The sequence below is a fragment of the Micromonospora sp. NBC_00898 genome (genome assembly GCF_045207895.1).
In the GTDB taxonomy this organism is placed as follows: Bacteria; Actinomycetota; Actinomycetes; order Mycobacteriales; family Micromonosporaceae; genus Micromonospora.
The window spans coordinates 424,000-450,548 of sequence record NZ_CP108775.1 but is presented as its reverse complement, the minus strand read 5'-3'; the positions used below and the strand labels follow the sequence as shown (position 1 = coordinate 450,548).

The 26,549-nt window shown below is 74.0% G+C and carries 23 protein-coding genes; 9 read left to right on the top strand and 14 right to left on the bottom strand.

Translation table 11 applies throughout. The features are described 5' to 3' along the window. Nucleotides 1-95: 95 nt before the first annotated feature. From proC to OG799_RS02140, 4 genes are all read right to left on the bottom strand, one after another. Complete coding sequence (gene proC, locus OG799_RS02155; protein ID WP_406042542.1) at nucleotides 96-914, bottom strand: pyrroline-5-carboxylate reductase; 819 nt, start codon at nucleotides 912-914, stop codon at nucleotides 96-98. Nucleotides 915-988: 74 nt separating this feature from the next. Further along, entirely contained in the window at nucleotides 989-2,017 is a 1,029-nt protein-coding gene (locus tag OG799_RS02150; protein WP_406046174.1) for a 6-phosphofructokinase, read from the bottom strand. A gap of 179 nt (nucleotides 2,018-2,196) precedes the next feature. Continuing rightward, a complete protein-coding gene (locus OG799_RS02145; RefSeq protein WP_406042540.1) occupies nucleotides 2,197-2,700 on the bottom strand; it encodes a pyridoxamine 5'-phosphate oxidase family protein in 504 nt (167 codons plus the stop codon). Nucleotides 2,701-2,786: 86 nt separating this feature from the next. Beyond that, a complete protein-coding gene (locus OG799_RS02140; RefSeq protein WP_406042538.1) occupies nucleotides 2,787-3,284 on the bottom strand; it encodes a polyadenylate-specific 3'-exoribonuclease AS in 498 nt (165 codons plus the stop codon). A 247-nt stretch (nucleotides 3,285-3,531) separates the two neighbouring features. On the opposite strand from OG799_RS02140, the gene OG799_RS02135 reads away from it, so the two are divergent. Beyond that, the gene (locus tag OG799_RS02135) at nucleotides 3,532-4,224 is read left to right on the top strand and encodes a Crp/Fnr family transcriptional regulator (protein WP_406042536.1); all 693 of its coding nucleotides are present in this window, start codon (nucleotides 3,532-3,534) and stop codon (nucleotides 4,222-4,224) included. Between the two features lie 57 nt (nucleotides 4,225-4,281). On the opposite strand, the gene OG799_RS02130 is transcribed toward OG799_RS02135, so the two are convergent. Continuing rightward, entirely contained in the window at nucleotides 4,282-4,494 is a 213-nt protein-coding gene (locus tag OG799_RS02130; protein ID WP_406042534.1) for a hypothetical protein, read from the bottom strand. A gap of 178 nt (nucleotides 4,495-4,672) precedes the next feature. On the opposite strand from OG799_RS02130, the gene OG799_RS02125 reads away from it, so the two are divergent. Further along, complete coding sequence (locus tag OG799_RS02125; protein ID WP_406042532.1) at nucleotides 4,673-8,263, top strand: ATP-binding protein; 3,591 nt, start codon at nucleotides 4,673-4,675, stop codon at nucleotides 8,261-8,263. Nucleotides 8,264-8,270: 7 nt separating this feature from the next. Here OG799_RS02125 and OG799_RS02120 read toward each other — a convergent pair whose 3' ends face one another. Beyond that, nucleotides 8,271-8,972, bottom strand: a complete 702-nt coding sequence (locus tag OG799_RS02120) for a lysophospholipid acyltransferase family protein (RefSeq protein WP_406042530.1) — start codon at nucleotides 8,970-8,972, stop codon at nucleotides 8,271-8,273. Nucleotides 8,973-9,216: 244 nt separating this feature from the next. Between OG799_RS02120 and OG799_RS02115 the strand changes: the two genes are divergently transcribed. Both OG799_RS02115 and OG799_RS02110 read left to right on the top strand, forming a co-directional pair. Next, nucleotides 9,217-10,065, top strand: a complete 849-nt coding sequence (locus OG799_RS02115) for a DUF308 domain-containing protein (protein ID WP_406042528.1) — start codon at nucleotides 9,217-9,219, stop codon at nucleotides 10,063-10,065. A 170-nt stretch (nucleotides 10,066-10,235) separates the two neighbouring features. After that, nucleotides 10,236-11,654: a trehalose-6-phosphate synthase gene (locus tag OG799_RS02110; RefSeq protein ID WP_406042526.1), complete on the top strand. Its 1,419-nt coding sequence runs from the start codon at nucleotides 10,236-10,238 to the stop codon at nucleotides 11,652-11,654. A 26-nt stretch (nucleotides 11,655-11,680) separates the two neighbouring features. On the opposite strand, the gene OG799_RS02105 is transcribed toward OG799_RS02110, so the two are convergent. The 6 genes from OG799_RS02105 to OG799_RS02080 all read right to left on the bottom strand — a co-directional run bounded on the left by OG799_RS02105 (nucleotide 11,681) and on the right by OG799_RS02080 (nucleotide 16,960). Then, entirely contained in the window at nucleotides 11,681-12,505 is an 825-nt protein-coding gene (locus tag OG799_RS02105) for an alpha/beta hydrolase (protein ID WP_406042524.1), read from the bottom strand. Nucleotides 12,506-12,560: 55 nt separating this feature from the next. Beyond that, the gene (locus tag OG799_RS02100) at nucleotides 12,561-13,967 is read right to left on the bottom strand and encodes a flavin-containing monooxygenase (RefSeq protein WP_406042522.1); all 1,407 of its coding nucleotides are present in this window, start codon (nucleotides 13,965-13,967) and stop codon (nucleotides 12,561-12,563) included. A gap of 105 nt (nucleotides 13,968-14,072) precedes the next feature. Further along, nucleotides 14,073-14,780, bottom strand: coding sequence for an endonuclease/exonuclease/phosphatase family protein (locus OG799_RS02095; RefSeq protein WP_406042520.1), 708 nt, complete (start codon nucleotides 14,778-14,780; stop codon nucleotides 14,073-14,075). Nucleotide 14,781: 1 nt separating this feature from the next. Beyond that, nucleotides 14,782-15,738, bottom strand: coding sequence for an ROK family glucokinase (locus OG799_RS02090; RefSeq protein ID WP_406042518.1), 957 nt, complete (start codon nucleotides 15,736-15,738; stop codon nucleotides 14,782-14,784). 52 nt (nucleotides 15,739-15,790) lie between these two features. Further along, nucleotides 15,791-16,465: a hypothetical protein gene (locus tag OG799_RS02085; protein WP_406042516.1), complete on the bottom strand. Its 675-nt coding sequence runs from the start codon at nucleotides 16,463-16,465 to the stop codon at nucleotides 15,791-15,793. A 39-nt stretch (nucleotides 16,466-16,504) separates the two neighbouring features. Continuing rightward, complete coding sequence (locus OG799_RS02080; protein WP_406042514.1) at nucleotides 16,505-16,960, bottom strand: SRPBCC family protein; 456 nt, start codon at nucleotides 16,958-16,960, stop codon at nucleotides 16,505-16,507. A gap of 189 nt (nucleotides 16,961-17,149) precedes the next feature. Here OG799_RS02080 and OG799_RS02075 point away from each other — a divergent pair, with 189 nt between their 5' ends. The 5 genes from OG799_RS02075 (at nucleotide 17,150) to OG799_RS02055 (ending at nucleotide 24,107) form a co-directional block, all read left to right on the top strand. Further along, on the top strand, nucleotides 17,150-18,961 hold the full coding sequence (locus OG799_RS02075) for an AMP-dependent synthetase/ligase (protein ID WP_406042512.1): 1,812 nt from the start codon (nucleotides 17,150-17,152) through the stop codon (nucleotides 18,959-18,961). Nucleotides 18,962-18,975: 14 nt separating this feature from the next. After that, the gene (locus OG799_RS02070; protein ID WP_406042510.1) at nucleotides 18,976-20,667 is read left to right on the top strand and encodes a GAF domain-containing sensor histidine kinase; all 1,692 of its coding nucleotides are present in this window, start codon (nucleotides 18,976-18,978) and stop codon (nucleotides 20,665-20,667) included. Between the two features lie 7 nt (nucleotides 20,668-20,674). Further along, a complete protein-coding gene (locus OG799_RS02065) occupies nucleotides 20,675-21,343 on the top strand; it encodes a response regulator transcription factor (RefSeq protein WP_007072219.1) in 669 nt (222 codons plus the stop codon). Between the two features lie 201 nt (nucleotides 21,344-21,544). Continuing rightward, nucleotides 21,545-22,357 (top strand): SAM-dependent methyltransferase, encoded by an 813-nt coding sequence (locus tag OG799_RS02060; RefSeq protein WP_406042506.1) that lies wholly within the window; start codon nucleotides 21,545-21,547, stop codon nucleotides 22,355-22,357. An 82-nt stretch (nucleotides 22,358-22,439) separates the two neighbouring features. Next, the gene (locus OG799_RS02055; protein ID WP_406046173.1) at nucleotides 22,440-24,107 is read left to right on the top strand and encodes a putative bifunctional diguanylate cyclase/phosphodiesterase; all 1,668 of its coding nucleotides are present in this window, start codon (nucleotides 22,440-22,442) and stop codon (nucleotides 24,105-24,107) included. A gap of 57 nt (nucleotides 24,108-24,164) precedes the next feature. On the opposite strand, the gene OG799_RS02050 is transcribed toward OG799_RS02055, so the two are convergent. Next, nucleotides 24,165-25,289: a glycosyltransferase family 4 protein gene (locus OG799_RS02050; protein WP_406042504.1), complete on the bottom strand. Its 1,125-nt coding sequence runs from the start codon at nucleotides 25,287-25,289 to the stop codon at nucleotides 24,165-24,167. Next, nucleotides 25,286-26,545 carry a M48 family metallopeptidase gene (locus OG799_RS02045; protein ID WP_406042502.1) on the bottom strand — a complete coding sequence of 420 codons (1,260 nt, stop codon included), beginning with the start codon at nucleotides 26,543-26,545 and terminating at the stop codon, nucleotides 25,286-25,288. Before OG799_RS02045 ends, OG799_RS02050 begins: the two co-directional genes overlap by 4 nt. Nucleotides 26,546-26,549: the final 4 nt, after the last annotated feature.

Sequence of the window (26,549 nt, the reverse complement as noted above, 5' to 3'; positions counted from 1 at the left end):
TATGCGCCACGGCGGGCCACCGCTCGCCCCCACCGCCCGGGGCGGGGACCCACGCGGCCTGGGCGCCCGGTTCGCCGGCCCGAGTCCGGCCGGCGTCAGTCGGCCTGGGCGGCCAGTTCGCGGGCGCGGTCCCGGGCGGCCTCCAGCGCGGCCAGCAGGGCGGCCCGGACGCCGTGGTTCTCCAGCTCCCGGATCGCGGAGATGGTGGTGCCGGCCGGCGAGGTGACCGCCTCGCGGAGCTTGACCGGGTGTTCGCCGGAGTCACGCAGCATCACCGCCGAGCCGATCGCGGTCTGCACGATCAGCTCGTGCGCCACCTGCCGGGGCAGGCCGAGCAGGATGCCGGCGTCGATCATGGCCTCGACCAGCAGGTAGAAGTAGGCCGGGCCGGAGCCGGAGAGGGCGGTCACCGCGTCCTGCTGGGACTCGGGGACCCGCAGGGTCGCGCCGAGGGGCTTGAACATCTCCTCGGCGAGCGCCAGGTGCTCACCGGTGGCGTGGGCGCCGGCCGAGATGGCGCTCATCGCTTCGTCGACCAGGGCCGGGGTGTTGGTCATCACCCGGACCACCGGGGTGCCCTCGGGCAGCCGGCGGTTGAAGAAGGTGGTGGGCAGGCCGGCGCAGAGCGAGATCACCAGCTTGTCGGCCGGGACCTTGGGACCGATCTCGTCGAGCAGCGCCGCGGCGTCCTGCGGCTTGACCGAGATGGCCAGCACCGCCGCCTCGTCCACCGCGGTGAGGTTGTCCACCACCCGGACGCCGTACCGGGCGGTCAGCTCCTCGGCGCGGCTGGGCCGCCGGGCCGTGGCGAGCAGCCGCTCCACCGGCCAGCCGGAGCGGAGCAGACCGGAGAGCATCAGCTCGCCGATCTTGCCCGCGCCGATCACCGCGACCGTGTGCACCTCGGGTGCCATTCCGCCGTACCCCTCTCGCCTGCCAGCCGGGGCGCGGCGGTCCCCCGCGGGACCGCCGCGCCGCCTGCCGTCGATCAGCTGCCGAAGAAGACCTCGGCCTCGGCGTACCGCTCCAGCGGCACGGTCTTCAGCTCACGGGTGGCCTCCGCGAGGGGGACCCGGACGATGTCCGTGCTCTGCATCGCGACCATCTTGCCCCAGTCGCCCTCGTGCGCGGCGTCGATGGCCTGCAGGCCGAGCCGGGTGGCGAGCACCCGGTCGAACGCGGTCGGGGTGCCGCCGCGCTGGATGTGGCCGAGCACGACGGTGCGGGCCTCCTTGCCGGTCTTCGCCTCCAGCTGCTCGGCGAGCCACTGGCCGATGCCGCCGAGGCGGACGTGGCCGAACGAGTCCAGCTCCTGGTTGTGCAGGACCATCTGGCCGTCCAGCGGCTGGGCGCCCTCGGCGACCACGACGATCGGGGCGTACTGGTGCTGGAAGCGCTTCTCGACGTAGCCGGCGACCTGGTCGACGTCGAACTGCCGCTCCGGCAGCAGGATCACGTTGGCGCCGCCGGCGAGCCCGGCGTGCAGGGCGATCCAGCCGGCGTGCCGGCCCATCACCTCGACGACCAGGGTGCGGTGGTGACTCTCCGCGGTGGTGTGCAGCCGGTCGATCGCCTCCATCGCGATGTTGACCGCGGTGTCGAAGCCGAACGTGTAGTCGGTCGCGCCCAGGTCGTTGTCGATGGTCTTCGGCACGCCGATCACGTGCACACCCAGCTCGTGGAGCTTGGTGGCGACGCCGAGGGTGTCCTCGCCGCCGATCGCGATCAGCGCGTCCACGCCCTGCGCGGCCAGGTTGTCCTTGATCCGCTCCACCCCGTTCTCAATCTTGAACGGGTTGGTGCGGGACGAGCCGAGGATGGTGCCGCCGCGCGGCAGGATGCCGCGGACCTCCGCGATGCCGAGCGGCTTGGACAGCCCCTCGAGCGGGCCCTTCCAGCCGTCCTGGAAGCCCACGAACTCGTGATCGTAGGTGGCGACGCCCTTGCGGACCACCGCCCGAATGACCGCGTTGAGACCTGGGCAGTCGCCACCGCCGGTGAGCACGCCGATACGCATGATCTGCTCATCCTCCTGGAGCATCAGGTGAAGCCCGGATAAGCCCCAGGATATGTGTCAGATCAGACCATCGGCGCCGTTGCCGGCCCGGGGCGGGCCGTCAGTGCGCACTGTAGTCGGCGTGGGGGTACGCCGACACCGCGCCCCGGCCCGTTCCGACCGCCGGACGGGGCTACCCGTCAGTAGCTGACCTCGTGGTTTTCGCCCGCCTTCGGCGACCGCCCGGTCGCCGCCGCCTTGGCGAAGCCGAGCAGGTTGACCACCGTGCTGCCGGGCGATTCCCAATACTCGGCCGAGCTGGCGCGCACCTTGATCAGCGTGATGCCCGGGGCGTCCAGGCCGTCCGGGAACCAGGTCCGCAGCAGGGGGTTCCACAGCTCCTCAGCGCGGTCCCGGTCCCAGCCCTCCTGGGCGGTGCCCGCCACCGCGACCCAGGCGTGGTGCCGCTGGTCGGAGAAACCGACGTTGACCTGCGGGTTCACCCGGATCTGGCGGACCTTGGCGGAGTCGGCGTAGGCGAAGAACCACAGAACGCCGTCGAACTCGGCGGCCTGCAGGCCCATCGGCCGGCTGACCAGCCGGCCGTCCACGGCGGTCGTGGTCAGCAGGCAGATCCGGGCGTCCCTGATCAGCTCGGTGACCCGCCCGCGGGCCTCCTCGGCGCTGGTCGGCTCCTGGCTCATTACGGCACTCCCTCGCATCGGCTCGATGCCGAACGGTGCCCGGGACAGAACCGGTCAAACCTGCGGGACGTCACGATCCGGACAGATCACCGCCGGGCCATCGCCCGCCACCGGGCCAGGTTGTGCCGGGCGTCGACCAGGGCGTCGTGCCGGTCCGCCTCGGCGTCCGGCAGCTTCGGGCGGCCCCGGTCGTCCCAGAGCTGGCGCAGCTCCTTGGTGAAGCGGGGGATCTCCCGGGGCAGTGCCGGCATCGCGCCCCAGAGCTGGGCCAGCACCACGTGGTCGTACGCGGCGAACCAGGCCCAGAGTTCGAGCTGCTCGCCCGGCCGGTCCCGGATCGGCTCCAGCAGGAAGTCGTACAGCTCGTCGCGGATGCGCTCCCGAGAGCGCCAGGCCCGGTCGGCCGGCGAGGGAAGCTTGTCGAGGACGTTACGGCGCACCCAGGGCACGGCGCGGGAGTCGTCGAACTCGGTGGAGACCGCGTAGAACTCACGGCCGTACTCGTCGACGACGCCGATCGACACGAGGTCGACGATCTGGCCGTCCTCGATGAATTCGCAGTCGTAGAAGTAGCGGTAGACCATCCCCGCCATCCTCGCCCACGCCCGACGGGCGCCGGGCGGCGGGGCACCTGACGGGCCGGCCGCCGTCCCTGCGCCGCAGCTCGGCAGGGTCACGGAAGTGTTTCCAGGGGTGTACAGCACGCAACCGGACCGTCATGATCTGATGTGTACCGCTACCGGACGCCGAACCGGTTCAGAACCTCGTACCGGGGGCTGTCAGGTTCACCCGGCTGCGATTTGTGGTCCTTGACCGGGGAGGGGTTGGGCCGTGGAGGTTCGCCTGCCGGAGCCGGGTGACGCGCTCACGGGCGTCGACATGTTCGCCGGCCTCGAAGCGGAGGTGCGACAGCGAGTGATCGCCGCGGCGGTGCCCCGCACCTACCGCAAGGGTCAGCTGCTGTTCGTGGAGAACGATCCCGGCGAGTCGCTGATCGTGCTGCGCCGGGGGGCCGTCGCGGTGTTCCGGACGGCCCCGACGGGCGAACGGGCCATCCTGACCGTGATGCGTCCGCCGGACGTGCTGGGTGAGGTCTCGCTGCTGGACGCCTCGACCCGGTCGACGTCCGCCGAGGCGATCGAGGACACCGCCGCGCTGGCGCTGAGCCGAGGCGCTTTCATGGAGCTGGTGCACTCCAACCCGCGGATCCTCGACGCGGTGATGCGCTCGCTCGGCGGGCTGATCCGCCGGCTCACCGAGCAGAACGCCGACCACGTCTTTCTCGACCTGCCCGGCCGGGTGGCCAAGACGCTGGTTCGGCTGGCCGGCGAGAGCCAGGCCCCAATGATCACGATCGAGCTCAACCAGAGCCAGCTCGCCGAGATGGCCGGCGGGTCGCGGCAGAGCGTCAACCAGGCGATCGGCTCGTTCGCCAGCCGCGGCTGGCTGCGTACCGAGGGGCGCCGGATCGTCGTCACCGACGTGGCCGCGCTGCGCCGCCGCGCCGGCATGAACGACCGCTGAGCCGTACGCGAGGGGCCGGGGTGGCGAGGCCACCCCGGCCCCTCGTCGGCGCGGTCCTCAGACCCCGGCGCTGCCCGGCCCCGCCCAGGCGGTGGTGCTGCCCGGGCCGGCCCAGTCGGTGGTGTCCTTGCCGCCGCCGGACCCCTCGCTGACGATCCCGTCGGCCTGCAGTGCGGCGAGCGTGGCGGCGTCCACGTCGACCGACTCGCCCGCCGAGTGGGCGACCCCGTCGGCGTCGGTCCAGTCGCTCTCCAGCTTCACGTACACCATGGCAGTATCCCCCTTGATCGCGGTCGCATTCGGCCGCCTGAATGTAGCTCTTGACACGTCCGGCGTACTGTCCACAAGCCAACAGCCCGGTACCTGACAGCATCGTCGGCGGTGATACTCACGGTGGACGCCGCGGGGGGCGCGGCGCCCGGCTGCGGGGCGGCCGGCAGATCCACCAGTGGAGGGTGTCATCTCCGCGCAGTGTGACCGTTGTGGACGTACCGCCGCCGACGGCGACCGCTTCTGCGGTGGCTGCGGCGCGGAGCTGGGCGCCGTCTGCCCGCACTGCCTGCGTCCGTTGGCCGCCGACGTGGCGTACTGCACCTCGTGCGGGGCGCCCCGGACCGGGACGCGGCGCCCCGCCGCGGCGCCGCAGGAGGACCGCCGCCGGGTCAGCGTGCTCTTCGTCGACCTGATCGACTTCACGCCGTACGTCGAGCGGGCCGACCCGGAGCAGGTCCGCGGCATGCAGACCGGCTTCTTCTCCGCCGCGAAGCGGGTGGTCGGCCAGTACGGCGGCGTGGTCGAGAAGTACATCGGCGACGCGGTGATGGCGCTCTTCGGCGCCCCGGTGGCCACCGAGACCGACGCGTTGCGCTGCGTGCGGGCCGGGCTGGAGCTGCAGCGGGTGCTGACCCGGTTCGCCCCGACCGGTGCCGACGAGCTGCGCTTCCGGGTGGGGGTGGCGACCGGCGAGGCGCTGGTCGACGTGGCCGCGGCCCGCGACGGCGGGCAGGCCATCGTCGCCGGTGACGTGGTCAACACCGCCTCCCGGATGCAGTCGGTCGCGCCGCCGGGCGGGGTGCTGGTCTGCGGCACCACCCACGCGCTGACCAAGGACGCGATCCGCTACGAGGAGCAGGCCCCGGTCACCCTGCGCGGGCGTTCCTCCCCCACCGAGGTCTGGCTGGCGCTGTCCCCGGTCCGGCGGCAGCCGACCGACCGGGAGCCCGACACCACCCCGCTGATCGACCGCGAGCACGAGCTGGGGCTGCTGGTCAACGCCCTGCACCGGTCGCTGCGGGACCGGTTGCCGCAGGTGGTGACCGTCTTCGGCCGGGCCGGCATCGGCAAGAGCCGGCTGGTCCGCGAGCTGTACCGGCACGCCGGGCGGCTGGTCGACGAGCCGCTGACCTGGCGGACCGGGCGCTGCCCGCCGTTCGGCGAGAACGTCACGTTCGCCGCGCTGGCCGACGTGGTCAAGACCGAGGCGGGCATCCTGGACACCGATCCCGCGTCGACCGCGGCACAGCGGCTCGCCTCGGCGGTGACCGAGCTGGTCGGCCCCGGCGAGCGGGACCGGATCGTGGACGCCCTGCGCCCGCTGGTCGGGCTGACCGGCACCACACTGCCGGCCGAGGAGGCCGAGTCGGCGTGGCGGCGGTTCCTGCTGGCGCTCGCCGCCCGCCGACCCACCGTGCTGGTCTTCGAGGACCTGCACTGGGCCGACGACGCGATGCTGCGCTTCGTCGAGCTGCTCGGCGCGGCCGCCCGCGACGTGCCGCTGCTGCTGCTCTGCACGGCCCGGCCGGAGCTGGTCGACCGGGACCCGAGCTGGGCGGGGACGATCACCGGCTCGGTCACCATCACCCTGCCGCCGCTGCGGGACACCGGCATCGCCTCGCTCTACGCGCACATGTTCGGCCAGGCGGCCTTCGCCGCCGACATGCTCAGCCCGCTGGTCGAGGTGGCCGGCGGCAACCCGCTCTACGCCCACGAGTACGTGCGGATGCTGATCGAGCAGGGTGCGCTGCGCCAGTCCGGCCGCGGCTGGTCGCTGGAGAAGCACCTCGACCTGCCGATGCCGGAGAGCGTGCACGCGGTCATCGCCAACCGGGTGGACCTGCTCGACGCCAAGGACCGGGCGGTGCTGCTGGCCGCCTCGGTGGTGGGGGTGCAGTTCTGGCCGGGCGCGGTGGCGGCCGCCCTGGGGCTGGCGGTGGAGTCGGTCGAGCGGGCGCTGCGCCGGCTGGAGCAGCGCGACTTCGTGCACGAGCAGGCGGCGTCCACGATGGCCGGGCAGCCGGAGTTCCGGTTCCGGCACGTGCTGGTCCGGGACGTCTGCTACCAGCGGCTGCCGCGTACCGAGCGGGTGGCCCGGCACGAGCGGACGGCGGACTGGCTGGACGCGCTGTCGCAGAGCCGGGACACCGACCTGGCGGAGGTCCTCGCGCACCACCGGTGGGCCGCGCACGAGATCGCCCGGACGCTGGGCATGGACACCCACCGGTACGCCGGCCCGGCCCGCGCGGCGCTGCACCGGGCGGCCCGCCGGGCGTACGCGCTGCACGGCCTGGACGCGGCCGCCGGCCACGCGGGCCGCGCGCTCGGCCTGGCCGACGACGGCGATCCGGTCGGCCGGCTCCAGCTGGAGCTGCTGAGCACCGAGATCTCGTTCTACCGGGACGGCAACACCTTCCTCTCCGGCGGCGGGCCGGAGCAGTTGCACACGCTCGCCGACCGGCTGCTCGCGCACGGCGACGACGCCTGCGCCGCCCGGGCCTGGACGCTGCTCGGCCAGGCGGCCTGGCTGCGCGCCGACCGGACCACCGCGGTGGCCTGCCTGGACCGGGCGGTGGCGCTGTTCGAGCCGCTGCCGGACGGCGCCCAGAAGGCGGACGCGTACGCCGAGCTGGGCCGGCTGCACATGCTCAACTACGAGCGGGACGCGGCGGTCGCCGCGGCGGAGACGGCGGCCGAGATCGGCGAGCGGCTGGGGCTGTCGGAGACCCGCACCAACGCCCGGATCACCGCGGCCACCGCCCGCTACCAGGCCGGCGACCGGGTCGGCCTGGACGAGCTGTACGCGATCGTCGAGTTCAGCCGGGCGCAGCAGTTGCTGGCGCTGCACCGAGCGGTGCAGAACCTCGCGTACGCGGTCCGCGAGGAGGGCGACTGGCTGCGCTCGGACGCCCTGCTGTCGGCGGCGCCGGCGCGGACGGCCAGCGGGCAGACGCTGACCACCAGCTACTCGGGGGAGGCGATGCGAGCGTACTTCGACGGGGACTTCCCCCGTCTGCTCGCCGCCGCGGACGCGTTCGTGGACACCCCGACCGGCGGCTGGGACATGCAGGTCCGCGGGCTGCGCTCCTGCCTGCTGGTGCTGCGCGGCCAGCCGGTCCCGCCGGCGTCCCGGCCCACGCCCGCGCAGCGGGACGGCACGGACCGGCGCGCGGAGCCGCCGCCGCACCGCGACGACGTGGCCGCCGCGCTGGACACCGCCCGCCGCAGCGGCTTCCACCGGCCGCACTGGACGATGCTCGGCATGGCGGCGCTCTGCCGGGCCCTGCAGGGGCGGGCCGCCGAGGCGGCGGCGCTGGTCGACGAGCTGGCCGACTCCTGGTCGGCGGTGCCGGCGCTGGCCAGCGGCGAGTGGATCGCCGCGGCGGCGTACGCGGCGGCCCTGGCCGGCCGGAACGCGGCGGTGCGGGTCCGCGCGATGCTCGATCGGCTGGGACACCGCACGCCGTGGTCGGAGGCGGCGCTGCGGACGGTCACCGGTGCGCTCGCAGCGGCCGACGGCGATCACCGGCGGGCCGGTGAGCTGCACCTGGCCGGCGCCGAGATCTACGCACGGATCCCGGACGTGACCGACCGGATACTGGCGCTCGCCCTGGCCGTCGCGGAGTTCGACCGGGCCGGTGATCGGGCGGCGGCCGGGGCGCCGCTGGCCGAGGTGCGGACTTTCGCGCTGCGCAACGAGGCGCCCGGCCTGCTGGCCCTGGGCCGGCGTCCGATTGCCGACACCGGGCCCGCGGTGGCCTGCTGAGGCCCGCTCAGACCGGGACGGGTTCGCTCGGCACGGCCGGCTGGCTCTTCGCCTTCTGCGCGTACATGTCGACGTACTCGCGGCCGGAGAGCTCCATCAGGTCGTACATGATCTCGTCGGTGACCGCGCGTTCGACGAACCGGTCGCCGGCCATCCCGGCGTACCGGGAGAAGTCCAGCGGCGCGCCGAAGCGGATCCGCACCCGCTTGACGTTGGGGATCAGCTGACCGGGGGGCTGGATCTCGTCGGCGTTGAGCATCGCCATCGGGACCACCGGGGCGCCGCTCTCCAACGCCAGCCGGGCCACTCCGGTCTTGCCTCGGTAGAGCCGGCCGTCCGGCGACCGGGTGCCCTCGGGGTAGATGCCGGCGATGCCGCCGGAGCGCAGCACCGTGAGCTGGGTGTCCAGGGCGGCGCGGGCGGCGCGGCCGCCGGAGCGGTCGACCGGGATGGTGCCGGAGCCGACGAAGAACATCTTGGTCAGCCAGCCCTTGATGCCCTTACCGAGGAAGTATTCCGCTTTGGCGATGAATGTGACTTTTCGCTTGACGATGAGCGGGGTGAAGATCGAGTCCGAGAAGGAGAGGTGATTGCTGGCCAGGATGACCGGGCCGGTCTCCGGGACGTTCTCGAGCCCTTCCACCTGCGGGCGGAAGATCAGCCTCAGCAGCGGGCCGAGAATGATGTACTTCATCAGCCAGTACAGCACCGGTGTCCTTCCAGCGGGGGCGGCGACGCCCGTCGCCGGGAGCCCGGCCGGGCCGCCGGCACCCGCCGGGGACCACGCCCGGGGCGCCGTCGGCGAGCGGGACTGTCGGGGATGAGCCTACGAACCGGGAGCGGCACGCCACAACGCACTCCCGGAACCGGGTCCTGACGTGTCACGATTCAGGGCACGGCGTAGCGCGCGCCGCGGCAGGGAGCACCATCAGGTGCCACGAGGAGGGTGTCCGGTGTCAGCGGGTGGGCCCCGTCGGGGACGGCGGGACAACGGGCTCGACGCGAGCGAGTACGCCGTCGCGGGCGATGTCGATCCGCGCGTCGGCGAGCATCTGCTCGACGTGCTCGCCGCCGGCGGCATCGCCGCGTACCTCCAGCCCTCCGCCGACCTCAACCCGGTGACCCGCACCACCACCGTGCCGTCCCGGCCGGTCGACCGGCTCTACGTCGACCGTTCCCACCTGACCACCGCCCGGGACTACCTCACCCAGCTCGCCGACGAGGGCGACCCCGAGCCGGCCCGGGACGACGAGCCCGACATCGAGGCCGAGTGGGCCCGGATCGTCGCCGCCTTCGACACCGCGCCGGCCTCCGGGAACCACCCCTGGCCCGCCGCCGAGGACGTGGACGACCCGGTCGACCCGAGCGAACCGGCCGGCGGGACGGCCCCGCGCGCCGGGGCCGAGGAGTCGGGCGGCCCGACCGCCACCGACGTCCGGCGGCTGCCGTACGCCGCGGACATCTCCGGGATCTCGGTCACCCGGGGCCGGCAGGACGAGCCGTCGCTGCTGGACGGCCTGGACACCTTCGGCGCGGACCTGCCGGCGGACGCCGACGAGGAGCACTTCACCCCGCCGCCACCACCCCCGCTGCCCCGCTTCTCGAAGTACACGGTGGTCGGCGTGCTGGCCATCGTCGTCGGCTTCGTGTTCTTCCTCTACCCCACGGCGCTCCCGGTCGACCCCTCGGTGGTGACGCTGCTCGGCTTCACCGGCATTCTGGCCGGCTTCGTGACCCTGGTCTGGCGGCTGCGTCCCGGCGACACCGACGACCACGACCCGGACGACGGCGCGGTCGTCTGACTCCGCCGCACCTCACCCGCAGGCCGGGCCGATGACGGCCTCCGACCGGCGGCGTAACAATGGTGTAACTTACGGTCAGTAGGAATATCGCTGCACGTCACTTCCCCCACTGACTGCCCGGTTCCTCCCCGCTCGCGGCGGTCAGCCCTCTGCTGATCGGAATGCCCGAGATGCGACAGAGTCCCCTGGTAGTGGTCGCCAACCGCCTCCCCATCGACGACAGTGTGGCGCCGGACGGCGCCTGCGAGTGGCGCCGCAGCCCCGGCGGCCTGGTGAGCGCCCTGTACCCGCTGCTCCGACACACCCCGGCCACCTGGGTCGGTTGGGCCGGGGGCACCGGCCCGGCGCCCCACCTGCCCGAGGTGGACGGCGTCCGCATGCACACCGTGCCGCTGACCGCCGAGGACCTCCGCGACCACTACGAGGGCTTCGCCAACGCGACCCTCTGGCCGCTGTACCACGACGCCGTGGAGCAGCCCGAGTATCACCGCCGCTGGTGGGAGGCGTACCAGCGGGTCAACCAACGGTTCGCCGCGGCGGCCGCGGAGGTGGCCGAGCCGGGCGCCCTGGTCTGGGTGCAGGACTACCACCTGCAACTCGTCCCCGGGCTGCTCCGGGCGCTCCGCCCCGACCTGCGGATCGGCTTCTTCCTGCACGTGCCGTTCCCACCGCCGGAGCTGTTCATGCAGCTGCCGCGCCGGGCCGAGCTGCTGCGCGGGATGCTCGGCGCCGACCTGATCGGCTTCCAGCGGGCCCAGGCGGCGCACAACTTCGCGCAGCTGGTCACCAAGGTGCTCGACCTGCCCGCCACCGACCGGCGGATCGGCGTCGACGACCGGGTGGTCCGGATCGGCGCGTTCCCGGTCTCCATCGACACCGCCGAGATGGCCGCCCTCGCCGCCCGACCGGCGGTCGCCGACCGGGCCCGCCGGCTGCGCCGGGACCTCGGCGACCCCGCGCACGTCATCCTCAGCGTCGACCGGATGGACTACACCAAGGGCATCGAGCAGCGGCTCAAGGCGTACAGCGAGCTGCTGGCCAGCGGCGACGTCAAGGTCCGCGACACGGTGCTGGTCCAGGTGGCGGTGCCCAGCCGGGAACGGGTCGCCCAGTACCAGATCCTCCGGGACCGGGTGGAGCGCGAGGTGGGGCGGATCAACGGCGAGTTCGGTCGGGTCGGCGAACCGGCCATCCACTACCTCAACCAGACCTTCGACGCCGCCGAGCTGGCCGCCCTCTACCGGGTCGCCGACGTGATGGCGGTGACCCCGCTGCGGGACGGGATGAACCTGGTCGCCAAGGAGTACGTCGCCGCCCGGGTGGACGACACCGGCGCCCTGCTGCTCAGCGAGTTCGCCGGGGCGGCCACCGAGCTGTCCCAGGCGTTCCTGGTGAACCCGCACGACCTGGAAGGGCTCAAGCAGGAGCTGCTCGCCGCGCTGCGGGCGACACCGGCCGACGTCGCCGCCCGGATGCGGGCCATGCGGGAGTACCTGCATCGCAACGACATCCACGCCTGGGCCCGGTCCTACCTGAGCGCGCTGGACGCCAGCGGCTCCCTGCTCACCCGGGTCGTCGGGGCCGACTGACGGGTGCCCGGCGCCGGGCCCGCCGCTCAGCCGGCCGTCGGCGCCGGGTCCTTCTCCAGCCAGTCGAGGATCGCGTCGATCGGCTCCCGCCAGCGGGCGTCCAGCATCAGGTCGTGACCCATGCCGGGAAAGAGCAGCGGGGCCGAGGCGTACCGGCGGGCGGCCCGGGTCAGCGCGGCGACCGGCACCACCCGGTCGTCGGGGCTGCCCAGCACCAGCACCGGCGGACGACCCACCGCCGGCTCGGGCTCCCGGCCGGTCAGCAACTGCCACTGCGCGCGCCGACCGGCCCGGCCCAGCCGGGAAACGTAGCGGCGGGCCTCGCCGTCCGGCAGCTCCCGGCTGAACAGCTGCCGGCGGCTCAGCCGCAGCCCGCCGCCGAAGACCGCCGGCAGGGTGCCGCCGGGATTGCGCCGCAGCGCGGCGCCGAACGTCCCCCAGCCGCCGAGCACCGGCGCCACCAGCACCGCGGCCCGGGCCGGGTAGCGGGCCAGCGCGTGCGCCGCCACCCGGGCGCCGGCGCCGTGCCCCACCAGCACCGCCCGCCGCGGCAGGCTCGCCGCCACCTGGGTCACGTCATGGGCGTACGACCGCAGCGTCGCGCCCGGCGCCGGCTCGCTGCCGCCGTGCCCGCGCAGGCTCAGCGCGTACGCCGGGAAACCGCGCGACGCGGCGTGCTCCAGCCAGTGCTCGGCGAACGCCCACGCCCCGTGCCCGAACCCGGGCACGAAGAGCAGCGGTGGCCGCGCCTCGTCCAGCTCCGGCAGGGCGCTGAGCACCTCGCGACGGGCCGGGCGCTCCGGTCGGGCCCACTCCCACGCCCGGACCACCCGTACCCGCTCCGTGGTCACTGGCTCTCCCTCTCGTTCGCGACCGCGGGGCTCCGCTGCGCTGCACTCCTCGCGCTCACCGGCTTCCCTCCAGGTCGTGGAGGGCGCGTTCCAGCGCCCGCAGGTAGTCGGCGTGGCCGACCTCGAACCAGTGCCGGGTGCTGTCCTTGACCGCCCCGGAGTAGCGCTCGCCGATGCCGGCGGCGACCTTCCGGTCGAACGCGGCGGCCCGGTCCGGCCGGGTGGCGCGCAGCCGCAGCAGCCGGGCGAAGAGCACGCTCTGCCAGTGCGAGATGGTGAAGACGCCGGAGTCGGGCTGCACCAGGCCGACCACCGCCAGGGTGGGATGCCCGGCGGTGAACTCGTTCAACCAGAGTCGGGGCCGGCCGACGCCCTCGTCGTCGCCGAGCACCTTCGCCTCCAGGAACTCGAAGCGGGGCAGGTAGCCGGTGGCGAAGACGACCAGGTCGGGATCGATCTCCCGGCCGTCGGTCAGCTCGACCGTCCGGTCGTGGAAGCGGGCCAGCTCCGGCACCGGGCTGATCCCGCCGTGGCCGACGTGGTAGACGAGTTGGCTGTTGGCGATCGGATGGGTCTCGTAGACCCGGTGGTCCGGCCTGGGCAGCCCGAACCGGGTGAGGTCGCCGACGGTGAGCCGCAGCGTCCAGTGGTAGAGCCACTGGCGAACCCGCAGTGGCACCCGCAGCGCCAGCAGCCTGTCGTTGACCTGGTCGGCGGGTCGGCCCAGGACGTACTTCGGGGCGTACCAGTAGCCGCGGCGGGTGGAGTGCCAGCAGCGGGAGGCCTGCTGGGCGGCCTCGACCGCGATGTCGCAGCCGGTGTTGCCGGCGCCGACCACCAGCACCCGCTTGCCGCGCAGCTGCGCGGGGTCCTTGTAGGACGAGGCGTGCATGACCTCGCCGCGGAACCCCTCCAGCCCTTCGTAGCGGGGCAGCTTGGGCGACCAGTTGTGTCCGTTGGCGACGACCACGGCCGCGTACCGGGAGGTGCGCTCCGGGCCGTACCCGCCGGTGCTGCGGGTGGTGACGTCCCAGCGGTCGCCCTCGACCGGCTCCACCCGGACCACCTCGGTGCCGAACCAGATGTGCCGGCGCAGGTCGAAATGGTCGGCGTACCGCTCGAAATAGGACAGCAGCTGGCTGTGGTGCGGGTAGTCCGGCCAGTCGTCCGGCATCGGGAAGTCGGGGAACTGGGTGAACGGCCGGGACGAGATGAGGTGGGTGCTGGCGTAGACCGGGCTGCGGTCGTGCCGCCAGTTCCAGGCCCCGCCGACGCCGGTCTCCCGCTCGTAGCAGTCCACGCCGAAGCCGTGCTCGGCGAGGTTCTTCACCGCGGTGAGGCCGCTGGCCCCGGCCCCGATGACGCAGACCGTGTCGCCGCGGTCCGAGACCGGGCGGCCGTCCCGGGTCAGGGCGAGCGTCGTCGGCCCCGGGTCGGGGTCGAGGTCGGTGGAGGAGGACACCGGGGAATCTCCTTATGTGCGGCACGGTGTGCCGGGTCGCTGCGAAATCCTGCCGACAACTGCGGCCGTTGTCCAGCCCCCGCCCCGCCGGGCGGGGGCGGCGGCTCAGTCGGCGGCGGGCAGCAGCAGGTCCACCAGGATCGGGAAGTGGTCGCTGGCCCGGCGGGTCAGCGGCGTGTCCACCACGTCGTAGTCGACCACGGTGATGCGCGGGTCGACGAAGAGGGCGTCGATCCGGCGGCGCGGGTCGGCACACGGGTAGGTGTGCCGATCGGCCCGGTCGGCCGCGACCGCGGCGTCGGTCAGTCCCGCCGCGACGGTCTGCCAGGCGGGCCCGTCCGGCCCCTCGTTCAGGTCGGCGCCGGCCACCACCGGCAGGGTGGCGGCGAGCTCCCGCTTGAACGCCGCCGCCTGGGCCGGCCGCTCCGCCGGGTCGGTGGACAGGTGCGAGCCGGCCAGCAGGAACCGCGCCGCGCCGACCTGGCATTCGGCGTACGCGGCGCCGCGCAGGTGCCGCCCCGGGGTCAGCGGGTAGCGCTGGCAGCGGGTGTCGTGTACCCGGACCCGGAGGCTGGTCAGCAGCAGGTTGCCCAGCGACGGCAGGCCGCCGGCCGCCACCACCAGCCCGAACGACTCGGCCAGCGTGGCCGACTTCTGCCGCCACCGGAACCGCCGCGGCGCCTCCTGCACGATCAGCACGTCCGGCGCGGCCGCCCGGACCACCGCGGCCAGCGCGGTCGTGTCGTCGCGCCGGCTGTGGATGTTGTACGACACCACCCGCAGCGGCACGCCGCCGGAATCTGGCGTCGTCACCTCAGGCCCGGCGGGCCAGGTCGGCGGCGCCGATCACCCCGGCGGTGTTGCCCAGCTCGGCGGGGCGGACCTCGGCCACCGGGAGCCGGCTGCGCTGGGCGAGGGCGTCGGTGAACGACCGGCGGGTCGGGCCGAGCAGCAGGTCGCCGGCCTCCACCACGCCACCGCCGACGACCAGCACCTGCGGGTCGAGGATCTGCGCCATGTCCGCGAGGCTGGTGCCGAGCCAACGTCCGACCTGGGCGAACGCCTCGGCGGAGACCGGGTCGCCGCCCTTCGCGGCGGCGGTCACCATCGGGCCGGTGACCGCCTCGGCCTCGCCGCCGGCCAGCTCCAGCAGGGCGGTGGCGCGGTGCGGCTCCTGGCGGGCGGCGGCGCGGGCGAAGCGGACCAGGGCGCTGCCGCTGGCGTACTGCTCGATGCAGCCCAGGCGGCCGCAGCCGCACTGGTGGCCGTCCGGCACGGTGAGCATGTGCCCCAGCTCGGCGGCGATGCCGTGGGCGCCGCGGAGCAGTTCGCCGCCGAGCACGATGCCGCCGCCCACGCCGGTGCCGATGGTGAACATGACCATCGAGTCGTCGGCTTCCCGCGCCGCGCCGTAGCGGAACTCCGCCCAGGCGGCGACGTTGGCGTCGTTCTCCACGATCACCGGCAGGCCGGTGGCGTTGCTGACGTACTCCCGCAGCGGCTCGTCCCGCCAGGCCAGGTTGGGGGCGAAGAGCACGGTCGACCGGGTGGCGTCGATCCAGCCGGCCGCGCCGATGCCGACCGCCGCGATGTCCCGGCCCACGGCCAGCTCGGTGACCAGCTCGATGATGACGTCGCGGGTCTTGCCCACGTCCTCGGCGGGGGTGTCCCGTCGGGCCTGCACGAGAACCTTGCCGGTGTCGTCAACGACACCGCCGGCCACCTTCGTGCCACCGACGTCGACTCCGATGGTCAGCGTCACCGCTGCCACTCCCCTCTGCTGTGCTGCCCGAACCGCCGTGCAAGGTCGGGATGTCCGGTGGTCAGGCCCCGTCGCCTGGTGCGTCCCCGCCCACCTCGCCGGACGCCCGCGAGGCGGGCACCACGGGACGGCCGGCCGGCGGCCGGATCGTCACCGGCGCGTCCGGCCCGGCACCATCGGCAGGCGGCACGACGGCACCCGGATCGGCCGCGCCCTCCCCCCGGGTGGCGGCGGACCACACGTCCTGCTCGGGTGCCGGCTGAGAATCATGCCCGGTACGGGTGGCCTCGCGCCACACGTGGTCCCCCGCCGCAGCTCCGGCGGCCGGTCCGGCGGTGGCCGGGGAGGCCGGGCGGGCGGGTTCGGCGGGGGCGAAGGCGCGCAGCAGGCTTGCCACCCCGGCGGCCAGGTCACCGGCTCCGGTGGCGAGTCGCTCGGCGAATTCGGGACTCGGATCGCGCAACGCGGCGATACCCCGGCAGACCGGGCAGATGCAGCATTCGGCCGAGCCGGTGGCGAATCCGGCGGGTCCGGAGCCGGCGCCGGCGGGCGGGGCGTCCCCGCCGCCGGTCCGGCCGGAGCCGGCACTGTGACCGAGGACACCCGAAAGGATCCCACCGAGCGGACCCCAGGGCCCGGCCCCGGGAGCCGAACCGGCCAGCCGGGCGGTCGCCAGCACCATCGCGACCAGACGTTCCGCCTCTTCCCGGGCCGAACCCGGATCCGTACTCCCCATGGTCGGCTCCTCTACGTGCAGACCGGGTCGCCGGTCGGGTCAGTGGGCCGCACCGGGTGCTTCTACCCGGCGCTTGAGCTGCTTCAACGCGGTATCCATGATCATTTTCTCGGCCTTGCGCCGAAACATGCCGAGCATGCCCACCGACAGCTCCACCTCGAGCGTGTACGTCACCGTCGTGGTGCCGTCCGGGTTGCCGACCAGGTCGTACGAGCCGCGCTGGGCCTTCTGCATCTTCGAGGGCTCGACCAGGTGCCACTCGATCCGGGAAAGGTCCTCGGCGTACTCGTAGGCGAGCACGTACTCGTCGGCCAGCACGCCGGCGTCGATGGTGAACCGGACCTGACTGGCGTACCCGTCCTCGTACTCCTCGACCACCTCCGCCCGCCGCACCGCTTCGGTCCACTCGGGGTAGCTGGGGAAGTCGCAGATGACCGCCGCCACCTGGTCCGGTGGCGCGCCGACGACGATCGACTGGGTGGAGGAGTCCGCCATGGGGGGAGGCTACCCGGCGGCGGCCCCGCCCGCGTCGCTCCACCCCGCGCCGCCGGCGTCCGCGGCGCGGGCCTCGCGTCCCACCAGGCGGGCGGGCAACCTCCCTACCTCACCCACCGGGGTGGGCGGGTAGGTTTCGACAGAGCCGACCACGGCCGGCCCGGCCAGTGCGAGCACGAGGGAGTGCAGGTGCGCGAGTTCTCCGTTCCGCCCATCGTCACCGTCGGCGACGCGGCAAACCTGACCGACCCGGTCTGGGACAACGCCGAGGTCGCCCCGGACGCCGTGCAGTTCGTCCGGGCCGTGCCGGCCGACGCGGACGGCCGCGCCTGGGTGGACGTGACCTGCCGGCAGTTCCGCGACGAGGTCGTCGCGGTGGCCCGCGGCCTGGTCGCCGCCGGCATCTCCCCCGGCGACCGGATCGCCCTGATGAGCCGCACCCGCTACGAGTGGACGCTGTTCGACTACGCCATCTGGGCGGCCGGCGCGGTCACCGTGCCGATCTACGAGACCTCCAGCGCCGAGCAGGCCGCCTGGATCCTGGCCGACTCCGGCGCGGTCGCCGTGGTGGTCGAGTCCACCGCGCACGCCACCCTGGTCGCCGGCGTCCAGGACCGCCTGCCCGAGCTGCGCCACGTCTGGCAGATCGAGCTGGGCGCGGTCGACGAGCTGGTCGCCGCCGGCGAGTCGGTCGACCGGGCCGACATCGAGGTACGCCGCAAGATGGTCAAGGCCGGCGACGTGGCCACCATCATCTACACCAGCGGCACCACCGGCCGCCCCAAGGGCTGCGTGCTCACCCACCGCAACATGTACGCCGACATCGCCAACGCGGTGCCGGTGCTGCCGAACCTGTTCCGCCCGGGCGCCTCCACCCTGCTCTTCCTGCCGCTCGCGCACGCCTTCGCCCGGCTCATCCAGATCGGCGTGGTGCAGGCCCGGGCCACCATGGCCCACTGCTCCGACACCAAGAACCTGGTCGGCGAGCTGCAGGAGTTCAAGCCGACCTTCGTGCTCTCCGTACCCCGGGTCTTCGAGAAGGTCTACAACGGCGCCCGACAGAAGGCCGCGGCCGACGGCAAGGGCGGGATCTTCGACCGGGCCGAGAAGGTCGCCATCGCCTACAGCGAGGCCCTGGAGACCTCGGAGGGCCCCGGCCTGGCACTGCGCGCCCAGCACGCGGTCTTCGACAAGCTGGTCTACCGGAAGCTGCGGGCCGCCCTGGGCGGTCGCTGCCACGACGCGATCTCCGGCGGCGCCCCGCTCGGCGCGCGGCTCGCGCACTTCTTCCGGGGCATCGGGGTGACCATCTGCGAGGGCTACGGCCTCACCGAGACCTCCCCCGCCGCCGCCGCGAACCTGCCCACCGGCACGAAGGTCGGCACCGTCGGCCGGCCGCTGCCCGGCGTCGCGATCCGGATCGACGACGACGGCGAGATCCTGATCTCCGGCGACCTGGTCTTCCAGGGCTACTGGAACAACGAGGCGGCCACCGCCGAGGCGCTGACCAGCGACGGCTGGTTCCGCACCGGCGACCTCGGCAAGCTCGACGAGGACGGCTACCTGAGCATCACCGGCCGCAAGAAGGAGATCATCGTGACCGCCGGCGGCAAGAACGTCGCCCCGGCCGTCCTGGAGGACCAGGTCCGCGCGCACCCGCTGGTCAGCCAGTGCGTGGTGGTCGGCGACCGGCAGCCGTTCATCGCGGCGCTGGTCACCATCGACGAGGAGGCGCTGCCGAAGTGGCTCGCCGCGCAGGACCGGCCGGAGACGACCAGCATCGCCGAGCTGCGCGACGACGAGGCGCTGAAGGCGGAGGTGCAGAGCGCGGTCGACCAGGCCAACCAGTCGGTCTCCAAGGCCGAGGCGATCAAGGTCTTCCGGATCCTGCCGCAGGACTTCACCGAGGCCACCGGCGAACTGACCCCGTCGCTGAAGGTCAAGCGGCAGGTCGTGCACAAGACGTACGCGGCGGAGATCGCCGACATCTACCGAGGCTGACTACGATCCGTCACGTGCCCGCCTCCACACCCAGCCAGCCCCAGACGCAACCCCTCGCCGCCGCCGCGCGTGGGGTGCTGCTCGCGCTGGTCGCCGTCCTCACCCTGTTCGCCACCCGCGACGTCGCCCAGCTCTGGTGGATAGCCCTGCTGGGCGTCGCCGGGCTGCCGGCCGTCCTCGCCCCCCAGCATCGGCTGCTCGGCCCGCTCAGCCGGTTCGCCGAGGTGGTCGTCCTCGGGCTGGCCGCCAGCCAGGTCGCCGCCGACACCCACCTGAGCGGCGTGACCGGCGGGCTGGGCGCGTCGGCGGTGCTGGCGTACCTCGCCGTGCCGGTGACCGTGACGGCGCTGCGCCGCCGGTTCGCCGAGGGTGCCGCGCTGCTCGCGGTCGCCGCGGCCACCCTGCTGGTCGCCGGCGCGCTCACCGAGGTCGACGGGCGTCGGCAGCTCACCGAGCCCGGCTACCTCGCCGTCTGCGCGCAGTGGCTGATCCTCGCCGGGCTCGGCCTGTTCACCGCCCGCACCCTGCAACGGGTGATGCGGGTTCGCGGCGAGGGCAAGCCCCAGCCGTACGCCGAGGCCACCCGGCTGCTGACCCAGCTCCGTACGGTCGCCCGTCAGCTGCCCGGGGCGACCCTCGACCCGGGTGGCATCTCCGAGCACCTGCTGGAGGAACTGCGGGTGGTGGCGAAGACCGACCGCGGCGCGGTGCTCTCCGCCAGCGGCGGCGGCCGACTGGTGGTGCTCGCCCAGGTCGGCGTGGACCGGGTCGACTGGGAGACCACGCTCGACGCGGACTCCGCGATCGCGGACGCCTGGGCCAGCCAGCAGGCGCAGACCTCGGCCCGCTCCCAGTCCCGCTCGCATCGCGGCGGGGAGGTCTCCGCGCTGATCGTGCCGCTGGTCGCCGGGGTGCGGACGGTCGGCCTGGTGGTTCTGGAGGCCGACGCCGGCCACGCCTACCCGCCGCCGGTGGTGGCCCGGGTGACGGCGCTGACCGGGCCGGCGGCGCTGCGGCTGGAGGCCGCCCTGCTCTTCGACGAGGTGCGGTCGCTGGCCACCAACGAGGAACGGCAGCGGCTGGCCCGGGAGATCCACGACGGGGTCGCCCAGGAGCTGGTGATGGTCGGCTACGGCATCGACAACGCCCTCGCCACGGTGCACGAGGACGCGGAGGAGACCGCCGACTCGCTGCGGACGCTGCGCCAGGAGGTCACCCGGGTGATCACCGAACTGCGGCTGAGCCTGTTCGAGCTGCGCAGCGAGGTGGACCGGCACGGTGGCCTGGCCGCCGCGATCGCCGAGTACGCCCGCACCGTGGGCGCGTCCGGCGGCCTGCGGGTGCACCTGTCGCTGGACGAGTCGACCGCCCGGCTGCCCGCCGCCACGGAGGCCGAGCTGCTGCGGATCGCCCAGGAGGCGGTCACCAACGCGCGTAAGCACGCCGGGGCGTCGAATCTGTGGGTTACCTGTGAGGTGGACCCCCCGTACGCTCAGATTGAAGTGTCGGATGACGGTCACGGCATCGGTGACCAGCGCCCCGACGGGCACTACGGTCTTGCGATCATGGCCGAGAGGGCGGAACGTATCCGGGGCCGGTTGGAGATCAGGCCGCGGCAACCCAGCGGCACGACCGTGGCGGTGGTACTCGGCTCCTCGCCCCGGCGCGATAAGGTGCGCGGCAGCACAGCAGCAGAAGGGGAGTAACCCGAGGATGACCACAAGTCCGACACCGGCCACCCGTACCAAGGTTCTCCTTGTCGACGATCACGACCTGATCCGCAAGGGTCTGCGGCACGCCTTCGAGCGGGACCGGCAGTTCGAGGTCGTCGGCGAGGCCGCGACGGCGGCGGAGGGCGTACGCCAGGCCGGTGCGCTGCAGCCGGACGTGGTGATCATGGACCTGCGGCTGCCCGACGGCAGCGGCCTGGAAGCCACCCGCGCGCTGCGCAAGTCCAGCGCGTCGATGGGCATCGTCGTGCTCACCATGTACGCCGGCGACGACCAGCTCTTCGGCGCACTGGAGGCGGGCGCGAGCGCGTTCGTGCCGAAGACCGCCCCGGCCGACGAGGTGGTGGCCGCCGCCCGGCACGCCGCCTCCTCCCCCAGCGCCTTCACCGCGGCCGACCTGGCCGAGGCGATGAAGCGCCGGCTCGCCCCGTCCGGTCCGCAGCTCTCCCCGCGGGAGGGGCAGGTGCTGCGGCTGCTCGCCGACGGCATGAGCGTGGCGGGCATCGCCAAGCAGCTCTTCGTCAGCGAGTCGACCGCCAAGACGCACATCTCGAAGCTCTACGAGAAGCTGGGCGCCGCCAACCGGGCCCAGGCGCTGATGACCGCGCTGCGGCTCGGCCTGCTGGAGGCCCCGGACGCCCCCAAGTTCTAACGGCTCGACAGCTCACGGCAGAGGCCCGCGTCCGTCCTGGACCGGGCCTCTGCGGCATTCCGGACCGCTGCCGCCGCACACCGTGAGCGGGTCGACCACGCAGAGACCGTGGTCTTTGCACCGCGACAACGGACGGGCAGAATACCGGGTGGCCCACGGGGCCGTGGATTTCCCGCGCGGTTGACAAAAAGGGGTAGGGACATGCAGCGGCCGGACTGGGCACCCGACACGATCGACATCGAACGCCCCAGCGTGGCCCGCATGTACGACTACTACCTCGGCGGCTCGCACAACTTTGCCGCCGACCGGGCGGCCGCCCGGGCCATGATGGACGCCGTGCCGGAAGCCCCGCTGATGGCCCAGGCCAACCGGGCGTTCCTCCGCCGCGCGGTGCAGTTCCTCGCCGACGCCGGGGTACGCCAGTTCCTCGACATCGGCTCCGGCATCCCCACCGTCGGCAACGTGCACGAGATCGCCCAGCGGATCGACCCGGAGTCGCGGGTGAGCTACGTCGACGTCGACCCGGTGGCGGTGGCGCACAGCCGGGAGATCCTCCACGGCAACGACCGGGCCACCGTCCTCCAGGAGGACCTGCGCCGGCCGGAGGCGATCCTCGGTCATCCGGAGGTCACCAAGCTGCTGGACTTCTCCCAGCCGGTCGCGGTGATGATCGTGGCGGTGCTGCACTTCATCCCGGACGCCGACCGGCCGGCGGAGATCCTGCGGACGCTGCGGGCGGCCCTGGCGCCCGGGAGCTACCTGGTGCTGTCGCAGGCCAGCGACGACGGTCGCGGCGAGACCGGTGAGCGGGCGGAGGCGGAGCGGGTCTACCGCCGCACCGACAACCAGCTCTGGATCCGCAGCCGCGCCGAACTCACCGCGCTCTTCGACGGCTTCGAACTGGTCGACCCGGGGGTGGTCTGGGTGCCGCAGTGGCGGCCGGAGTCCCCGGAGCAGGCGGAGCACGGGGAGCAGGCGGTCTTCATGGGCGGCGTGGGGCGGCTCGGTGGGTGAGCGGGCCGCCGGGGCCCGCTCCTGCCCCGGCACCTTCGCCCGCGCCTGGGCCAAGGCGGTCTCCGGGACGAGCTACCTGCCGATGACCCAGGCCCAGCTGGAGGCCCTGCTGCAACGGCTCACCGAGCGGCTGGCCGTGGCGATCCGGGCCGAGCCGTTCGACCTGCGGATCGGCCAGCAGGTCGGCGCCGAGCTGGTGGCGGCGCACATCGCCTCGGCGGAAGGGCTCGGCCGGACCATCGAGGTCATCCAGCTCCGCCTGGTCCGCGACCTCGGGCTGGTCGCCGACGACGTCGAGGATCGGATGGCCCGGCTGCTGGCCACCGTGGCCACCGGGTACGCCCGCGCCCTGCGCGACCGGACCCTGGACGAGCAGGAGTCCATCCGGCGGGCCGCGATGGTGGCCCGGGCGCAGGCCGAACGGGCGCTGCGGGACAGCGAGGCCCGGTCCCGGTACCAGGCCACCCATGACCCGCTCACCGACCTGCCCAACCGCATCCTGTTCACCGAGCGGCTCTCCGCCGCCATCGACGAGCCCGGCCGGGGCGCCGACCGGGTCGGCGTCTGCTTCCTCGACCTGGACCGGTTCAAAGTGGTCAACGACTCCCTCGGCCACCAGGTCGGCGACTCGCTGCTGGTGTCGGTGGCGCAGCGGCTGCGCCGGGCCCTCGGCGAGCACCTGGTGGCCCGGCTCGGCGGGGACGAGTTCGTCATCCTGGTCGAGCGGACCGCCTGCACCGACGATGCGGTCAAGGTCGCCGAGGCGGCCCTCGCGGCGGTGCGCGAACCGGCCCTGGTGGACGGCCACGAGCTGACCGTGTCGGCGAGCATCGGCATCGTCGAACGGCAGGTGGCCGGCACCTCGCCCGGTGAGCTGATGCGGGCCGCCGACAGCACGCTGCACTGGGCCAAGGCGGCCGGCGGCGCCCGCTGGGCCCTGTTCGACGCCGACCGCAACCGCCGCGAGCTCGCCCGGTACGCCCTCTCGGCGGCCATCCCCACCGCCCTCGACCGGGGCGAGTTCTTTCTGGACTATCAACCCCTGGCCTCGCTGCGGGACGGGCGGGTGCTCGGGATGGAGGCGCTGGTCCGCTGGCGCCACCCCGAGCTGGGTGTGCTCCGGCCGGACAGCTTCATCGGGCTGGCCGAGGAGACCGGGTTGATCGTCCGGCTCGGCGGTTGGGTGCTGGCCGAGGCCTGCCGGGAGGCGGAGCGCTGGTCGGCGGGGCACGACGACCCGCCGTTCGTCAGCGTCAACCTCGCCGTCCGCCAGGTCCACCGTCCCGGTCTGGTGGGCGAGGTGCGGGGTGTGCTGCGGCAGACCGGGCTGCCCCCGGAGCGGCTCCAGCTGGAGATCACCGAGAGCACCATGATGAGCACGGCCGAGGAGCCGGTGCGGGCGCTACGGGTGCTGGCCGACCTGGGGGTGCGGATCGCCATCGACGACTTCGGCACCGGCTACTGCAACCTGGCCTACCTGCGGGACCTGCCGGTGACCGAGCTGAAGGTGGCCGGCGAGTTCGTGGCCGGCCTGCGCGCCCCGGCCGCCGGCCCGGGCAGCCGTACCGACGAGCGGATCCTGGCCTCGCTGGTGTCCCTGGCGCATGCCCTGGACCTGACCGTCACCGCCGAGGGCGTGGAGACCGCCGACCAGGCCGACCGGCTGCGGGCGATCGGCTGCGACGCCGGCCAGGGCTGGCACTTCGGCCGCCCCGCCCCCGCCGACCGCTTCCTGGCCCACCTGACCTGACCTCCGCCCTCATCGGCTGGGGCGGCAGCGCGGCCCGGTGGCGGGCGGGCTGGGCGGTCAGCCGGCGAGCAGGGCGGCCATCCGCTGGGCCTGGGTCTCCCAGCGCCACTCCTTCTCCACCCAGGCCCGGCCGGCCGCACCGAGCTGGCGGGCCAGGTCCCGGTCGGCGAGCAGCATCGCCACCCGGTCGGCGAGCTGGGCGACGTCCCGACCTCGGACCACGTAGCCGGTCTCCCCCTCGCGCACCGCGTCCGGCGCTCCACCGGAGTCCCCGGCCACCACCGGCAGCCCGGTCGCGCTGGCCTCCAGGTAGACGATCCCCAGGCCCTCGACGTCCAGGCCGCGGTTGCGGGTGCGGCACGGCATCGCGTACACGTCGCCGGCCGCGTAGTGCGCCGGCAGCTCCGCCGACGGCACCGAGCCGGTGAACACCACGTCCCGCTCCACGCCGGTCTGCCGGGCCAGCTTCTCCAGCGTCGCCCGGTAGGGGCCCCCGCCGACGATCAGCAGCGCGGCGTCGGGCACCCGGCGGCGGATCTCCGGCATCGCCCGGATCAGCATGTCCTGGCCCTTGCGCGGCACCAGCCGGGACACGCAGACCACCACCGGCCGGTCGGCCAGGCCCAGCCGGACGCGCACCGGCTCCCCGTCGACGGACGGGTGGTAGGTGTCCACGTCCACGCCGGGTGCCAGCCGGCGCAGCTCGGTCACCCCGTCCAGCACCCGGGCCAGCCGCACCCGGGTGTACTCCCCCAGGTAGGTGGTGACGTCCACACCCCGACCGATCCGGCGCAGCGCCGCGCGGGCGCCGGGCAGCGCCGCCCAGCCGACCTCGTGGCCGTGGGTGAGCGCCACCGCCCGTCGGATCCCGGCCCGCCGGCGCAGCCCGGCCGCGAGCAGCCCCAGCGGGGCCGCCGCGCCGAACCAGACCGTGTCGCAGTCGTACGAGCGGGCCAGTTTCGCCGCCCGCCGGGCGATCAGCGGGGTGGGCAGCAGCACCCGGGTGCGTTCCCGGACCACCTCGAAGGGCTGGTCGGCGTCGAACTTCTCGGCGCCCCGCCAGCTCGACGCGTAGACCACCACCGAGCCGGCGGGCTGGCGTACCGCCAGGTGGTGCACGAAGGACTGGATGCCGCCGGGGCGGGGCGGGAAGTCGTTGGTGACCAGCAACGTCCGGGTCATCGGCCGCTCTCCCTGGCGTAGGCGCGGGCGGCGGCCATCCGCTCCACGGTGGACGGGTGCGACGCCGACCAGAGGTACTCCCAGCGGGGCGGATCGGGGTCGGCCAGGTTGACCCCGGCCAGCCGGCGTTGCATCGCCTCGAAGGTCGCCGGGTCGCCGGTCAGGGCGAGTGCGTGCGCGTCGGCCCTTGCCTCGACCCGTCGGGAGACCAGCGCCTGGACCGGCGCGGCGACCAGCCCGGCGACCGTGACCAGCGCGATCAGCAGTGGGAAGGCGCGCGGCTCGGCCACCGAGTCGACCCCGGCCAGCCGCAGCAGCGGCGCCCAGGAGCCGATCAGGTAGAGCGCGATCACCGCGGCGGCAGCGCCCAGCGCCCCGGTCAGGGTGGCGACCCACACGTCCCGGTCCTTCGCGTGCCCCAGCTCGTGGGCGACCACGCTGGTGACCTCGGCCGGGGTCGCCTCGCGCAGCAGGGTGTCGTAGACCACCACCCGCCGGGTCGGCCCCAGCCCCGAGACGTACGCGTTGACCGCCTTCGTCCGGCGGGACGCGTCGGCGACCAGCACGTCGCGCACCGGCACCCCGTCCCGGGCGGCCAATGTGGTCAACTCGGTGCGCAGCGGGCCCTGCTCCATCGGGGTGAACCGGTTGAACACCGGCTCCACCAGCACCGGGAGCACGAACGACAGCAGCACCACCAGTCCGGCCGCGCCGGCCGACCCGAACGCCCACCACCAGCGCGGCGCGACCCGGACGACGGCGTAGAAGCCGAGCAGTGCGAGCCCGCCGATGACCGCGCTGACCGCGTACGACTTGAGCAGGTCGACCGTCCAGCCGCCCCAGCCCTGGGTGCTCAGCCCGTAACGGACCAGCACCGTCTGCCGCCAGGCGGCGAAGGGCAGGGTGAGCAGGTCGGCGAGGAGCATCACGGCCAGCCCGCCGAGCACCGCCCGGGCCGCCCAGTGGCCGCCGAGCGGCCGGCCGGCCAACTCCACCAGGCGGCTGCCGAGCGGGGTGAGGCCGAGCAGGAGGGCCACCGCCAGGCCGACGGCCAGCGCGCCGTACCCGCCGGGGCGCAGCGCGGCGTGGAAGGCCCGGCCGCGGGTCACCTGGTCCACGGGAAGGGATCGCAGCGCGGCGAGCTGGTCGGCCCGGGGCGCCGGGGGTCGGCTCCACGGGATCAGCAGGGCCCCGGCCACCACCACCGCCACGACCAGGGCGGCGAGGGTCGCCACCGCCCATCCGCGGGGGGTCATGCCG